Origin of the sequence: Occallatibacter sp. (genome assembly GCF_049802275.1) — a bacterium.
In the GTDB taxonomy this organism is placed as follows: domain Bacteria; phylum Acidobacteriota; class Terriglobia; order Terriglobales; family Acidobacteriaceae; genus Telmatobacter.
This window is the reverse complement of sequence record NZ_JBARMD010000357.1, coordinates 1-15,034: the sequence shown is the minus strand read 5'-3', so window position 1 is coordinate 15,034 and position 15,034 is coordinate 1. Positions and strand designations below refer to the sequence as shown.

At 55.9% G+C, this 15,034-nt stretch carries 8 protein-coding genes; 4 read left to right on the top strand and 4 right to left on the bottom strand.

The genetic code is table 11. The annotated features are described in order from the left end of the window. Positions 1 to 920: sugar phosphate nucleotidyltransferase (locus tag WA354_RS12420; RefSeq protein WP_472813326.1), on the top strand; the 920-nt coding region annotated here is incomplete at its 5' end. Beyond that, the gene (locus WA354_RS12415) at positions 917 to 4,231 is read left to right on the top strand and encodes a UTP--glucose-1-phosphate uridylyltransferase (RefSeq protein ID WP_472813325.1); all 3,315 of its coding nucleotides are present in this window, start codon (positions 917 to 919) and stop codon (positions 4,229 to 4,231) included. The genes WA354_RS12420 and WA354_RS12415, both read left to right, overlap by 4 nt. Positions 4,232 to 4,373: 142 nt before the next feature. Here the strand turns inward: WA354_RS12415 and WA354_RS12410 are convergent, their stop codons facing one another. The 3 genes from WA354_RS12410 to WA354_RS12400 all read right to left on the bottom strand — a co-directional run bounded on the left by WA354_RS12410 (position 4,374) and on the right by WA354_RS12400 (position 8,325). Next, positions 4,374 to 5,654 (bottom strand): GumC family protein, encoded by a 1,281-nt coding sequence (locus tag WA354_RS12410; RefSeq protein WP_472813324.1) that lies wholly within the window; start codon positions 5,652 to 5,654, stop codon positions 4,374 to 4,376. A gap of 161 nt (positions 5,655 to 5,815) precedes the next feature. Next, complete coding sequence (locus WA354_RS12405) at positions 5,816 to 6,958, bottom strand: DegT/DnrJ/EryC1/StrS family aminotransferase (protein WP_472813323.1); 1,143 nt, start codon at positions 6,956 to 6,958, stop codon at positions 5,816 to 5,818. Between the two features lie 23 nt (positions 6,959 to 6,981). Beyond that, positions 6,982 to 8,325 carry a nucleotide sugar dehydrogenase gene (locus WA354_RS12400; RefSeq protein WP_472813322.1) on the bottom strand — a complete coding sequence of 448 codons (1,344 nt, stop codon included), beginning with the start codon at positions 8,323 to 8,325 and terminating at the stop codon, positions 6,982 to 6,984. Positions 8,326 to 8,871: 546 nt separating this feature from the next. Between WA354_RS12400 and WA354_RS12395 the strand changes: the two genes are divergently transcribed. After that, on the top strand, positions 8,872 to 10,731 hold the full coding sequence (locus WA354_RS12395; protein ID WP_472813321.1) for a capsule assembly Wzi family protein: 1,860 nt from the start codon (positions 8,872 to 8,874) through the stop codon (positions 10,729 to 10,731). Between the two features lie 188 nt (positions 10,732 to 10,919). Here the strand turns inward: WA354_RS12395 and WA354_RS12390 are convergent, their stop codons facing one another. Then, a complete protein-coding gene (locus WA354_RS12390; RefSeq protein WP_472813320.1) occupies positions 10,920 to 11,801 on the bottom strand; it encodes a sugar transferase in 882 nt (293 codons plus the stop codon). A gap of 746 nt (positions 11,802 to 12,547) precedes the next feature. Here WA354_RS12390 and WA354_RS12385 point away from each other — a divergent pair. Then, a partial coding sequence (locus WA354_RS12385; protein WP_472813319.1) for an SLBB domain-containing protein occupies positions 12,548 to 15,034 on the top strand: 2,487 nt, incomplete at its 3' end.

Sequence of the window (15,034 nt, the reverse complement as noted above, 5' to 3'; positions counted from 1 at the left end):
TAAAGCCCGAAAGCCGAAGCATTCGTGATAAATTTCATTCAGGTGCGTCCTTGTTAGTCAAGAAAGCTGTCATTACTGCCGCGGCGCAGTCTCAGCGTACATTGCCTCTTCAGTCCCTCATCGACGGCGAGGGTAACAAGAAATCACTTCTCTGCATCCTGATCGAACAGTCGCTTGCGGCCGGTGCCGAGGAGATTGCCGTTGTAGTTTGGCCTGGCGACGAATCACCGTATTCGCAGGCTGCCGGGCTTTACGCTTCGTCGGTCCGGTTCATTCCTCAGCCTGAACCGCGCGGCTACGGTCACGCCATCCATTGCGCCCGCCAGTTTACGAGCGGCGACCCCTTTCTCCATATGGTGGGCGACCACCTCTACGTAAGCTCTGCTTCCAAGCCTTCCGCAAAGCGCCTTGTGGAATTGGCCGAAAAGGAACAGTGTTCGGTAAGCGGTGTCCAACCAACTCGCGAGAGCCAACTACTGCGCTATGGGACTGTCGGTGGACACCGCCTCCCGCCATGCAGCGACCTGTATCGCGTCGAGACGGTCATCGAAAAACCTACCCCCACTGAGGCGGAGCAGCGCCTTCTCATCCCCGGCATTCGCTCCGGACTCTATCTCTGCTTTTTCGGCATCCACGTGTTGACGCAGACGGTGATGGATATTCTCGATCGCAGGTTGGCAGAATCGGCCAAAACATCAGTTACATTGGTGGACGCGCTCAACGAACTCGCACGCCAGGAACAATACCTTGCCGTAGAAGACGAAGGCCGGCGCTACGATCTTGGACACCCATACGGTCTTTTGATCGCACAGCTCGCACTTGCGCTGAACGGCCGTGATCGCAACGAGGTGCTATCGCAAATGATTGATCTCCTGGCCGACCGCGAAATGGCCCGAACCAGCGGAGGTCCTTGCTCTTGAGCCGCTTTACCAGCGTTATCGCGGGCAGCGGGGAGCAGCGCGATTTGTCCCTGGATGGCTTGTGTCGCGGTCTGACAATCGACGAACTCCTCGCCGAATGTCAGGCGCTTGAGAGGTTTCGCCGAGACAGTGATAATCTCTACGAACGCGTGCGGGCGCTATTCTTCCTTTACGCCATCCATCGATTTCACATACCCATCCTGCCCGCAGCTGCTGGGCCTGCGCACATTCCATTCACCGGCTACAAAAAGCTTCTGGATCGTCGCTTCGAGGAAGCTATCAAGTCCTTTCTGGACGCACAGGCCGAACAGGGTGCCAGCGCCCCTATTTCCAGTGCGCTGGCCGCCAGCTACCGGGCCCTTGGCTTCCAAACACTCGCGGACCAAGTACGACGCAGCGTGCGGAGCGTACGAGGCAACCAATGGATGTTCCGCGCTGGCCATACGGACGACTATCCATTGCGCATCCGTCCCGAGCTTCTTGCAGGCGATCCGGTTTTTCCGATCCTGCGTGAAGCAACGCCTGTCCGCATGGACCTCACGCACTGCGGATGGAGCGACATTTTCTTCCTCGGCATGGACTTCCCCGAGGGAGCGCGCGTCATTAACGCATCCATCGATCTCGCGATCCACGGGACGAGCAAGTGCTTTACCGAACCTAGGCCGCCAGTAGAGGCTTATCTACGCGCGATCGATCAACCGGTCATCCGCTTGACCAGTGTCGACCTGCACGCTACGGCCGACGTTTCTTCAATTGCCGAGGTCTTCGACTTTTCCCGCGACTATCTGGGCTTGCTCAAGGCGGGTATCATCGCCAGCGGCATAGTCCCTCCGGGCATCGAGGGTTCAACGCAACCCCTGGCCGCTCTACTGGAACGCCTCACTGGAAGGCCTGGATGCGGCATTGAAATCGTCAGCAACGTAAATGACATCCCTAAGGGCTCCCGGCTAGCTGTCTCCACCAACCTCCTTGCCTGTCTCATCGCTGTGTGCATGCGTGCAACGGGCCAGATCCATTCGTTAACCGGAGGCGTGGAAGAGCATGACCGCAGGCTGGTTGCCGCGCGCGCGATCCTGGGTGAATGGCTCGGGGGAAGCGGCGGAGGCTGGCAGGATTCCGGTGGTGTCTGGCCTGGTATCAAGCTCATCCATAGCGTACTCTCCGCTAAGGATGACCCGGAGTTTGGGATCAGCCGTGGATGCTTGCTTCCGCGGCACAGGATCTTTACTGAAACCGAAATTCCGCGCGAGGCCCGGGAGAAGCTTCAACAGAGCCTGGTGCTCGTCCACGGCGGTATGGCACAGGATGTCGGTCCCATTCTCGAAATGGTTACCGAGAAGTACCTTCTGCGTTGTGAAAAAGAGTGGCTCGGCCGCCAACAAGCCCTCGGGATCCTCGACGAGATCGTTGGTCAACTCCAGCGGGGTGACATCCACGAACTCGGCGTCTGTTTTCAGCGCAACTTCGACGGCCCCATTCAGACCATTATTCCTTGGGCAGGAAATCTGTTTGTAGAGACGCTGATCGGCTGTGTAAGAAAAGAATTCGGCCACGATTTCTGGGGTTTCTGGATGCTAGGGGGCATGAGCGGCGGCGGCATGGGGTTCCTCTTCAGCCCCGAACGCAAAGTGCAGGCTCAAATCCGATTGCAGGCCATCATGAGTGAGACCAAGCGCCACATGGAGCGTTGCGTGCCGTTTGCCGTAGAGCCTGTGGTCTACGATTTCGCGATTAACGAGAAGGGAACGCAGGCAGTGTTACTCTCCGGTGACGAGGCATTGATGCCCGCAGGTTATTACACGGACCAGGTGCCACTGCTCATTCGCAACGAAGTGTCCCGGCTGTCACCGGGACGTCGTGCGGAGTTAGAGCACTTTAGCGCTGCCTGCCGCTCCAATCCGGAATACGCCGGCATGGTTCAAACCTTGTTTGATCACGTGCTCCCGGCTCGCCACGATGCGATAGGCGGCGAGAAGCGAACGCTCAAAACTCTCCTCGACAACTACGGCTTTGACCGCCTGCAGCACGAACAAATCCGCCAAGATCTCCATTCCGGGCGAATTGGTCTCGCGCAGAACCGCCTGCCGGTCACCAGTCTTATTGAGGACGCCAATGCAGATCAGGTAAATGATAGTCATCGCGCGGCTGGTCTGGATGCCCTCGCTGGGGGGCGTGTTGCTGTTGTGTCTTTGGCGGGAGGCGTGGGCTCACGGTGGACTCGGGGCGCCGGAGTAGTGAAAGCTCTGAGCCCTTTCTGTAAGCTTGGCGGACAATACCGCAATTTCATAGAGATTCACTTGGCCAAAAGTCTTCGGGTCAGCCGCGAATGTGGTGCCTTGCTTCCGCACGTTATCACGACGAGCTATCTCACCCATGATGCAATCTCCGCGCATCTTGCCGCAGAGAAAGACTATGACTATCCCGGGCCTCTTCTACTTTCGTCTGGACACAGCATTGGTCTGCGCATGATCCCCATGGTGCGCGATCTTCGGTTTGCTTGGGAGGAGACCGTGCAACAGCTGCTTGATGCGCAGGCGCAGAAGATGCGTCAGAGCCTGCATGAGGCGCTGATTCAGTGGGTCCAAAGCGCTGGTGAAGGCTCCGACTACACCGATAATGTGCCCATGCAGTGCCTACACCCTGTAGGGCATTGGTATGAGATTGCCAATCTGCTTCGCAATGGGACGCTCCTGCATCTGCTTGAGAGTCGTCCCCAGTTGGCATATTTGATGGTGCACAATATCGACACAGCGGCCGTCGATGCCGATCCGGCTATCCTCGGTCATCATATCCATCGCGGAGTGGCGCTCACTGCCGAAGTGATCCCTCGCCACATCGAAGATCGCGGTGGTGGTCTTGCCTGTGTGAACGGCAGAACCCAGTTGATTGAAGGTTTAGCGCTCCCCAGCGAAGAACTGGAAAGTCGCCTTCGTTACTACAATAGTGCGACATACTGGATCGATATCGACCGTCTACTTGCAATCTTCCATCTGACCCGCGATGCGCTCTCCGATGCGGAACGTGTCGAAGAGGCGGTCCGTGTTGTAGCTGCACGCATGCCCACCTACATCACGCTTAAGGACGTAAAGAAGCGCTGGGGGCAGGGGCAGGAAGATATCTTCCCGGTGGCTCAGTTCGAAAAGTTGTGGGGCGATATGACGGCCCTGCCTGAGATGAGTTGCAGCTTCGTGGAAGTGCCGCGCTTGCGCGGTCAGCAATTGAAGGAACCGGCTCAACTCGACGCCTGGCTACGTGACGGCAGCGCTGCCTATGCTGAGTCCTTGTGCGCGTGGCGCGAGACTACAGTCTGAATTGACCCGTTCAATTATTGTGAAGAGCCGGCGAGCCGGAAGGTCACGATCATCTAACCTGATTCAGGGGTCGGAGTAACCCGGCAAGGGTGGGTCCCCACTCTGCGATGAACTGCGAATACATTAGCTCCCAAACTTCCGCCTAGGATTTGGGGACGCTACGCCTCCGAAAGGAGAGGACATCGCGGAGGATATTCAGCTTTTGGCTGACTTCGGGAACATCCTTGGCACGTTGGAATCCCCCCAGACCGAGGGCCACGAAAATTCCGAAAACGAATCCGACTAAAGTGGCTACGATAACGATGAGACCGCGCCTCGGGAACGATCGCCAGTCCGGAGGGACAGCGGGATCGACCACCTGAATCAGCGCTCCTTGTTTTGCCTCGTCCAGCTTGGCGGCCTCAAACTGCCGGGCCAGGATGTCGAACATGGTCTCGTAATATTTGACGTCGCGAAATTTGCGCAAATACTCAAGGCCGGCTTCCGGTACTCGCCCCTTGGGCAACATAAGCGTCGCGTCAGATGGGTTATTTGAGCCGAGCAGCTTTGCCAACTGAGCGCGCAAGCTTTCCAATTCCTGTTGCGCCTGGACTACTTGGGAATTTTCGCCGGTCGCGAACGTCCGCATGGACTCAATCTCGACCTCCTTGCTTGCAATCTGCGCACGGAGAGCTGTGGCAGACTCGATGAGAGCGTGCGCCTGACCTTCAGGCTCAATCAATCCCGTGCTCTCTTGGGTTTTCTTTAGGGCTTCTTCAGCATTGGCGAGATTCTCCTTTGCCTGCTGAAGCTGCTGCTCGAAAAAAAGCCTGCGCTGCGCGGCTTCCGTGATAGCCAGATGCTGAGACATATTTCGAAATTGATCTACATAGCCGTTGGCAAGCATAGCGGCCCGTTGAGGGTCGCTATCATCGACAGAGATGCGGATCAGGCCATCTTTGCCGCTCGCGTCCACCTTGGTGTGGCCCTCGAATAGCTTGCCTGCATCTGATAGATGCTTCGCATGGTACTCCTGCATCAGCCCGAAACGTTCCGCCATGGCATCCTCGACAGTGCGGCTCTTGAACAAAGCGACGTACATGTCGTTCGGGCTCTTGAGGCCGAGACTCCCCCCAGCCAGAGCGGCCATTCCACCCAGGCTTCCGAGTTGCGAGGAAAGTCCTGCGCCAATCGAAGAACCCTGTTGCGGGGGTAGAAGAGTCACTGTAGCTGTGTAACGTTTGGGCAGAACGAGCGATATGATGATTGCCAAGATGGCAAAAACTGCCGTGACCCCGAGGATGATGTTTTTTCGCTCGGCAAGGACTATTAGGAGATCCAGCAAAGAGATCTCATTGTCCTTTCTGATTTGCACGGCAGGGCTCGCGCCCGAGGAAGGATCGGCGTGTTCTCGCAATTCGGAAGGCGAAGTGTCGGTGGACATCTGTCCCTGCGGGATTTCGGATTTGGCACGATTACTACTCATATTCTACAGGCAAAAGGCCGGCAGAACTTCTCATCGGGATCGTGTTCCTCCTCTGCGGAGCACATAGACCATCGGGAAAAGTCCCCGCGCTATGTAGAGGGTCCTGGCCCGCCATTGAATCACGCTCGCGACAATGAACCTTTGTGAGTTGATGCGGAATGCTTCGAAACCCAATCGAGGATCGTGCGGGACACAAAATGGATTTGTTCCATAGAGAGCTCAGGAAAGATGGGAAGAGCCAATACCTCACGTGCCGCGCGCTCTGACCCGGGAAGGTCGCCCGCTTTGTATCCAAGGTTCTTGAAGCACTCCTGCAGGTGCAACGGAACTGGATAGTAGATCTCGCAACCAATCTGCTCCGCGTGGAGATGGGCCATGAGTCCGTCCCGTTCGGGCACACGAATCACGTACTGGTTGAAGATGCTGACACCGTCCGGACTGATCCACGGAGTTATGACAGGGCTGCCAGCGAACTGCTGATCATAGATGGCTGCGTTGCGTCGGCGGCCCTCGGACCAGGCACCCAGGTGCGGCAGTTTCACGAGAAGGACAGCTGCCTGAAGCGGATCAAGTCGGAAATTGCCGCCGATCACTTTGTGAAAGTACTTCGGCTTGGAGCCGTGGGAGCGCATCACAAGCAGCCGTTCGTGCAGGTCAGCGTCGTTGGTCACAAGCATTCCGCCGTCGCCTGCTCCACCGAGATTCTTGCTCGGGAAGAAGCTGAAGCAGCCCACGTGGCCGATGCTGCCTGCCTTCTGCCCCTTATACGTGGAAGAGATCGCTTGGGCGGCATCCTCGATTACGTAGAGTTTGTGACGCCGCGCGATTTCCATGATCGGGTCCATGTCGCACATTTGACCGTAGAGGTGGACGGGGATGATGGCCTTGGTGCGGGGTGTGATGGCTCGTTCGATCAGCTTCGGATCAATATTGTAGGTGCGTGGATCGATGTCGACGAAGACAGGCGTCGCTCCGGTGCGGGACACGCAGCCAGCGGTCGCAAAGAAGGTGAAAGAAGTGGTGATCACTTCATCGCCCACGCCGATTTCAAGTGCCATTAGCGCCGCCAGTAGCGCGTCGGTGCCGCTGGAGACGCCGACGCCGTACTTGCAATCGGACAGAGCGGCCACTTGGCGCTCCAACTCGGCGACTTTCGGGCCCAGGATGCACACCTGCGAATCGAGCACTTCACCGATGGCACTAAGGATTTCTTCTTTGATACCGGCGTATTGCGCTTTCAGATCAAGAAGTGGAACTTTCATGGCAAGGATTCCTGTTGATAGTTCTAAGCGAGGACGATCTTTTCACGACCTTCGCTGACATTCCGCGTCGCGTTCCTGGTGTCGATGACGAGCTTTGAACACCTGACGATCTGATCGTAGTCGAATGCGTCGTGATCGGTGAGGATGATCGCTGCATCTGCTTTTGCCATAGCATCTTCCGTGAGCGCTTGAAGTTCGCTGCCGCGCAACTTGCCGTATCGGTGCGACACAAAATCTTTTACGTGAGGGTCATAATAGGAGAGCCGTGCGCCGCGGTCAGCCAGGATTTTCAGAATCTTGATGGACGGTGATTCGCGGCAATCGTCTACGTTCTTCTTGTATGCCAATCCCAGCACCAGGAGTTGCGCTCCGTTGAGACACACGCCGTTTTTACTGAGATGGTCTGTGATCCGGTTCACGACCTCGTAGGGCATGTTGGTGTTGATTTCTCCCGCAAGCTCGATAAAACGTGTCACGAAGTCAAACTCGCGCGCCTTCCATGAGAGATAGAAGGGATCGATTGGAATGCAGTGACCACCCAGTCCCGGACCGGGGTAGAATGCCTGGAACCCGAAGGGCTTGGTCTTTGCGGCGTCGATAATCTCCCAGATATTCAGGTTCATGCGCTGGCAGAGAAGCTTCATCTCGTTGACCAGCGCGATATTCACACTGCGATAGATATTCTCGAGCACCTTTGCCATCTCTGCGGCTTCGCAGGACGATACAGGTACGAGTTGATCGAAGACCACAGAATAAAACGCCTCGAGAGCGCGGCGCGAAGCCGGGTCGTTGGCCCCGACCACCTTGGGAATCGTTCGCGCCGTGAAGTGCGGATTCGCGGGATCCTCGCGCTCCGGAGAGTAGCCAACGAACAACTCCTCGCCGATCTTGAGTCCGGACTTCTCGAGGATGGGAACGAGCACTTCCGTCGTTGTGCCGGGATACGTTGTGCTTTCAAGGATGACGAGTTGTCCTGGTCGCAAGTGATCGACCATCGATTCCGCAGTCATCCGCACGGCTCTGAGGTCGGGCTGCTTGGCCTTGTCGAGCGGAGTGGGAACGCAGATGCTGATGGTGTCGGCGCTCGAAATCTGCGAGAAATCCGAGACCGCGTTGAATCGTCCATCCTTGCGCATTTCATGAATGACGGATGATGGCAAGTGGCCGATGTAGCTCTCGCCGTTCATGAGTTTGCGAATCTTCGATTCGTCGACATCGAATCCGATCACGCTGAACCCCTGGCTCGCAAACAGTTGTGCCAGGGGTAGCCCCACGTAACCAAGCCCGATGATGCCGGTGGTGAGCGTTTTTGTTTCGGCCTTGTGGAGAAAGGTCTCCAGGTGATGGGTTTGAGCCGCCACGGTCATAGTGTTGTTCCTTGAGAGCCGCTCATTGCGGTTAATCGGGCAAAACAGAATATTGGCGAATTGTATGCTGACTTGGGATTCTCAAACGCAGCCGGGCCGGAGTTTTCGCGTCTGTGGTGCCAAGACTTATTCGACTGGCGGTCCATCGATGACAGCGTGTTCTGGATCAAATGGCGCAAAATACCACCGGGTCAGACTGGATCGTCCCATCAAACGGAGCCGAGACCAGCGACAGGTCCCTTGATCCCTCCGCGCGGATCGGGTGAAGCCCCTATGGCAGCGGTAACGTCCTGAAGCGTTGTCCGCAGAAAACCAAGAGAATCAACGTTCAGCCTACCAAGCCGAAGAGCACCAGTCAACCTTCACGACACCGGATCCCGAGCGATGGCACGGCGCAATTCTTGGGGAAACAAACACGGAGTGGCGCTTTTGTGCGTCCCTCTGATTCGGAAATATCAACGAACCCACGATCTCTACGATGCGACCCCAACTGCTCGTGGGACACTGTAATAACAAGCTCGAAATACCAATTTGTGAGGACTCTTCTTGAGAGCGGATCTTCTGAGCCGGTTGCGTCGCGATTCCTGGGTTTCATTTTGGATGGTTCTTATCGCTCTGGCTCTGTTTAGCGCAGTCAGCGCTGGAGTCCCCGCCCAGTCGCCGCCCGCAAATGGAACCGCCCCTCTGTCGTCGGCATCCAGTGCAGGCGGCCCGACTGCGTCCGACTGCATTGCAGAAAATGCGGGTTCCCCTTTCATTCCCGTCGACAACTGGGTTTATCCGGCTATGTTGCGCTTGTATTCACTTGGGTTCCTCGATCGCGTGTTCCTCAATATGCGCCCATGGACCCGCGCCAGCTTTGGACCGATGCTTCAGGACGTGAATGACCATCTTGAAAAGGTGAACGCCGATCGACCCAGTTCCGCTTCGGAAGAAGCTGAGAGCATCTTTGATTCTCTGGTTGGCGAGCTTCACTTCGATCGCCAAAAAGAGTGCATCATCGATGACGGCAACACGCGCTTTGAATCCGCCTACTCCATTGTCCGCGCCATCAGCGGCACGCCCCTGCGCGATAGCTACCACCTTGGTTCCACCTTCATCAACGACTACGGCCGTCCCTATGCTCACGGATTCAACAACTACACCGGCCTCAGCGGCTACGCCTCAAAAGGACGGTACCTGATTTATGCTCGTGGCGAGTTTCAGGGTGCTCCGTCGGCTACCGGATATTCCACTGCACTGGCCGAGGAGCTTTCTTACATCGATGCAATCAACTTCATTGACCCGGTAACCGGTCTCCCTTATTACCAGGCGACCATTCCGCTCGGGCCGATTAACGCGACGGCACGTTTGCGACTGCTGGAGGCGTATGTATCTGCAACCGTGATGAACAACGTCTTCTCGTTCGGCAAGTCCGACGAATGGCTGTCTCCCGCTCAGGGCGGTGCGATGGCTTACTCAAATAACGCGGAGAATATTTACGCTTTTCGCATCAACCGCGTCGAGCCTCTTCGCATTCCGGGCCTTTCAAAGATTACTGGACCGTTTCGATACGAATTCCTGGTTGGTGAACTCCAGGGGCACACCGAGATAGCTCCGACTGAGACTACATGGGTAAATCCCGGGGATCCTTGGATGCATGTCGAAAAGCTTAGCTTTCGTCCGACTTCAAATCTTGAGTTCGGTTTTGAGCGCTCCGTGATCTGGGGCGGCAAAGGTCACGCGCCCATAACGCTGCACACCTTCTTGCGAAGCTTCTTCAGCACTACGGCTCCCACGGATGTAGCGGTAAAAAATGGCCCAGAAGATCCCGGCGCTCGCTTCGCAGCGTTCGATTTTACTTACCGGCTTCCTTTTGTTCGCAACTGGCTCACCCTCTATTCTGACTCGGAGGTTCACGACGACGTTTCGCCTATCGATGCCCCGCGGCGTGCGGCCATCCGGCCAGGTTTGTTTCTCTCCCATGTGCCAGGTGTCCCCAAGCTCGATGTGCGCGCTGAAGCAGTCTCAACAGATCCATCGATCAGCAATAGCCAAGGAGGACATTTCATGTATTACGAAGGCATCCAACGGCAGGGCTACACCAATAATGGTTCGTTGATCGGCGATTGGGTAGGTCGCGAGGGCAAAGGCGGGCAGGGTTGGATCACCTATCATCTCAGCGGCAACGAGTGGGTGCAGGTTGGAGTGAGGAATCAGAAGGCAGCCAAGGACTTTATCCCTGGCGGCACAACCATTAGCGACCTGAATTTTCAGATCGTCAAGCGACTCGGGAAGGACCTCGAACTCAATGGCCAATTCCTGTTCGAACACTGGAAGGCACCCATCTACCTCGAGGGCCAGCAGACGGTTACCGCCACAACGATTCAGTTGACGTGGTTCCCACGGCGGCGGATCCACTTCTAACGGCCTTTCATCAAAGGCTGTGACGAAAGGCATTGAAACTGGTCAGAGAATGCGATGGGCTCGTCTGTGGCACAAGCCGCCATCATACGACCACGGCGCGCGGACTTTATTGTGTTTCGATTTCCGGTATCCCTGTGCGTTCAAATATGAGTTAGGGCGACCGCACGAGCAGCAATCAAGCCGCAGACTCAATCACCGGAAACAAGCGATTCATCGCCTGCCATGGCAGCGGGGATTTGAGTCTTTAGTTTCGGCCTCTTGTGCTGCATTTCAATTGGCTCGATCTCGAGCGACCTGTACATCGCAGACGCATCCCACTTGCGCAGAATTGTGTCCAGGATGAGTTTCAGGTCAGACAGAAACGTGCATTGAGCCGTGTATTCCCGATCGAGCCGAAGCTTGGTAGGAAGAATGATGGAGTGGTAGTAGTCGTCGACATCATGATGAGGTAAACGCGCCAGGATTTGTTCCTCGCGAGCGAATGCAATGGTAGCCGCACCAGTGATTCCCGGCCGGCATTTGAGATCACCAAGTTGGTGCTCGGGCAACTTGGGCCGTGGACCAACCAAAGTCATATCCCCGATTAACACATTCAAGACCTGAGGCAGTTCATCCAGTTTCCAGCGGCGAAGAAAAGGGCCAACCGAAGTGAATCGCTGATTACCAGCCGTAGTGACCTTGTTGCGTGAGCCATTTTCGAGGTGTTCCATCGTCCGGAATTTCAAAATCGTGAAATTTCGACGGCGCAGCCCCGTGCGCTTTTGCAGAAATAGAACGGGGCCCTTGGACGTAAAGCGAACTGCGAAGCCCACAACAATAAAAATCGGAATCAGCAGCGGAAGTGCCAGGAGGACGCAAACGACATCGAAGAGGCGTTTCAGGCCCGACTGGGACCAGGCGCTTGCACGCTCTTCGACCAGACTCAGCGGCGAGCGCACAACTGCTTCAGAATTCCCCGAATTCGGTGCCCTATGCGTTGTCTGCGCACTTCGGTGCAGATCGACGACTGGGAAGCTTCCCGAGGATGAAATCTCTGAACCGGTTGAGGCAATAACTACATTGGCGCTCAATTAACCCTCCGCAGGTTGAAAGCAAATCATCCAATGTAAATGGCACACCAGCTTGCTGGCCGTGTCATAAACGAAGTTGCGGCTCTGTCTTCCACCTTTTAGAGGGGCCCCGGGGGTTTCCAATGATTGCCGGGTAAATCAGGAAAAGCTGGAGCTTTTCAGCTTTCGATCAGACAGGAGCAAGAAACTTCAAGTAAACCAACTTGTTGACGCTGGGAAGAAGAATAACACTGATCGAGCAGGGAAACGTTACCAGTTTGCGAATTAGTGTCCCTTAGTAACAAAGATGGTGACAATTATCACATTCCAAATACTGATGCCGGTCCCATTCGCTATTTACTTAGGCAGAATCTCTCCCCTGTTTCGAAGCGGCTATTCCATGTTTCGCCGCGACAGCTTCCCATTAAAAATACTGAATGTTGTCTACTTGTTGCGATCTGAACTGGCAGCTAAGAATTTCGATAGCATCCCTGAAGCGCGGTTGCGTGGGCGTCGAAAGCACCCGAATTCTGTCCGTGCGCAGCCGTGTTGCATTTCGGGAATTCGCAAGGAAACGCGCGCCTACGTTGCCACTTGCGACCGGTCAGCGAGGCCCAAATGTCCTCCAGGATTAGGCTGTTCCGATATGGGTCGGTTACGAACGCCATGCTAGACTCAAGACTATGGTTCCCTCCCATCTTGGTGAAAAGAGCATCCGGGAATTCTGCGCTGCAACTGTCCTTGAGCAGCCCTCACCAAGGCCTAAAATGGCCCGTTTTGTTTTCATCTTCTTTCTGGCTGGCTCCGTCGCCATCGGCCTGCATGCGCAACAACAGTCACCGGGAGGATACCCGGATCAAACACAATACCCCAATCCGGGGGGCCAGAATCAGAATTCCGTCGACTGCTCCGATCCGATGGAAATCGGTGCGCCGGAGTGCTCGGGCCAGACGTCCGGCACGGGCCAACTCCAGAACCCTCAGTCGCGCCTCTCGCAATCTGGACAGTCCAACGGCCAGGGGCCCAATCGAAACTACACCGATACTGAGCAGTTGAACCGCCAGCAATTTCAAAACGGTCAGGGCCAGGAACTCCGACTTCCGCCCGAGCCGCTTACCGAATTCCAGAAGTTCGTGGCCTCCACCACGGGGCAGATTCTTCCCATCTTTGGCGCAAACCTGTTTCGACGAGTTCCTTCGACCTTCGCGCCGGTCGATATGTCGCCGGTGCCTCCCGATTTTGTCGTGGGGCCCGGAGATGAACTGCGCATTCGAGTTTGGGGACAACTGAGCTTTCAGGCGAATGTCCGGGTCGATCGTTCAGGGGATGTCTATCTGCCGGAAGTAGGCCCTGTTCATGTTGCTTCCGTTCCCTTTTCTGAACTCGATGGGCATCTGCGTAATGCGGTTGGCCGCGTATTCCATAACTTTGACCTGACTGTGGATCTAGGCCAGATCCGGTCCATCCAGATATATCTGGCCGGTGAAGCTCGCACCCCCGGCGTCTACACGATAAGTTCGCTCAGCACTCTTGTTGACGCACTCTTCGCGGGCGGAGGGCCAAACACCCAGGGTTCGCTCCGTGATATTCAACTTCGTCGCGGCAGTCAGACTATCGCCCATTTCGACCTTTACGACCTCTTGGTGCGTGGCTACAAATCGACAGACGCAAAGCTCTTGTCGGGCGATGTGATCTTTATCCCACCCGTTGGACCTCAAATCGCCATGACGGGCAGCGTAAAGAGTCCAGGTATTTACGAGTTGCTTCCCGGCGAGCCATTGTCCGGAGCTCTTGCGGATGCTGGCGGAGTTTCCGCGGTGGCCTCTGCGGCTCGCATTTCGGTCGAGCGCATTCAAAACCATAGCGATCGCCAAGCGATGGAGGTTGCCTACGACAAGGACGGCTTGGCGACACCGCTCGCTGATGGCGACATCGTGCGCGTGTTCTCCGTCGTTCCGCGGTATGGAAAGACCGTCACCCTTCGCGGTAACATCGCCAACCCCGGACGGTTCGCCTGGCATCCCGGAATGCGCGTCAGCGAACTCATTCCCGACAAGGAATCCCTCATTACCAGAAACTACTGGTGGAAGCGGACGCAGTTAGGACTGCCCGCTCCTGAATTTGAGCCGACGCTGGGATTCCAGAATCTGCGCCAGCCCTACGATGGCAACGTGATCACGTTGAAGCCGCCCGTATCCGATGAGATGAACCCTCAGGACGGAACCCAGTACTTCAATCAGTACTCGAATCAGTACTCGAATCAGAACTCGAATCAATACCCAAATCAGTACTCGAGTGAGTACTCGGCCCAGAATCCCAATCAGTACCCGAATCAGTACCCGACGCAGAATCCGAACCAGGGCCTGGACCAAAATCAATTTGCCACGCTCCAGAGTCGAGACCTGTCCGCGCAGCAGCGGGGTGGAAATTCCTCTTTGGGAGCGCAGCAAAATGCTAATGCATCGCAAGGGCCTCGACCTGCTCAGCGAACGACAATTCGCCTTCTTGCTCCCGACATCGATTGGGACTATGCGGTTGTAGAGCGAATCGACCCTGCCACTCTCAAGACAACGCTGATTCCCTTTGATCTCGGAAAACTTGTCCTGTCACACGATGCCTCGCACGATCTCGAGTTACAAAGTGGAGACATTGTCTCTATCTTGTCTGAGGCAGACATTCATGTACCTCTCGAAGAGCAAACGAAACTCGTGACTCTGGATGGTGAGTTCGTGCACTCGGGAGTCTACTCCGTCAATCCGGGAGAAACCCTCAAACACCTGGTGGAGCGCGCCGGTGGCGTTACTCCAAAAGCCTATCTCTATGGGTCAGAATTCACTCGCCAATCAGTCCGGATCGCACAACAAGCACGCATTGACGAATATGTGCAGAACCTGTCGATGCGCATACAAGGATCGAATCTCGCGATTGCTGCTTCCTCATCTTCGGGTCAGGACCTCACAACTAACTCGGCTACCCAAAACAGCGAACGGGGTCTTATCGCTGCACTGCACCAGGTTCGCGCTACGGGTCGAATTGTTTTGACGCTCAAGCCAGACAGTAGCGGAACCGGAAGCCTCCCTGATGTCACCATGGAGAATGGTGACCGGTTTGTAATCCCGCCGGTTCCTTCTGTCATCAACGTAATTGGCGCCGTGTACGACCAGAACTCCTTCTTATATGTGGATGGACGCCGCGTGGGCGCATATGTGATGCAAGCCGGCGGAGCGAACAGAGAAGCAGACGCGAAGCATGAG

What these genes read in the sequence shown, in the direction of transcription:
- WA354_RS12410 (WP_472813324.1), bottom strand. Translation starts at nt 5,654, where the DNA reads ATGTCCACCGACACTTCGCCTTCCGAATTGCGAGAACACGCCGATCCT.
- WA354_RS12405 (WP_472813323.1), bottom strand. Translation starts at nt 6,958, where the DNA reads ATGAAAGTTCCACTTCTTGATCTGAAAGCGCAATACGCCGGTATCAAA.
- WA354_RS12400 (WP_472813322.1), bottom strand. Translation starts at nt 8,325, where the DNA reads ATGACCGTGGCGGCTCAAACCCATCACCTGGAGACCTTTCTCCACAAG.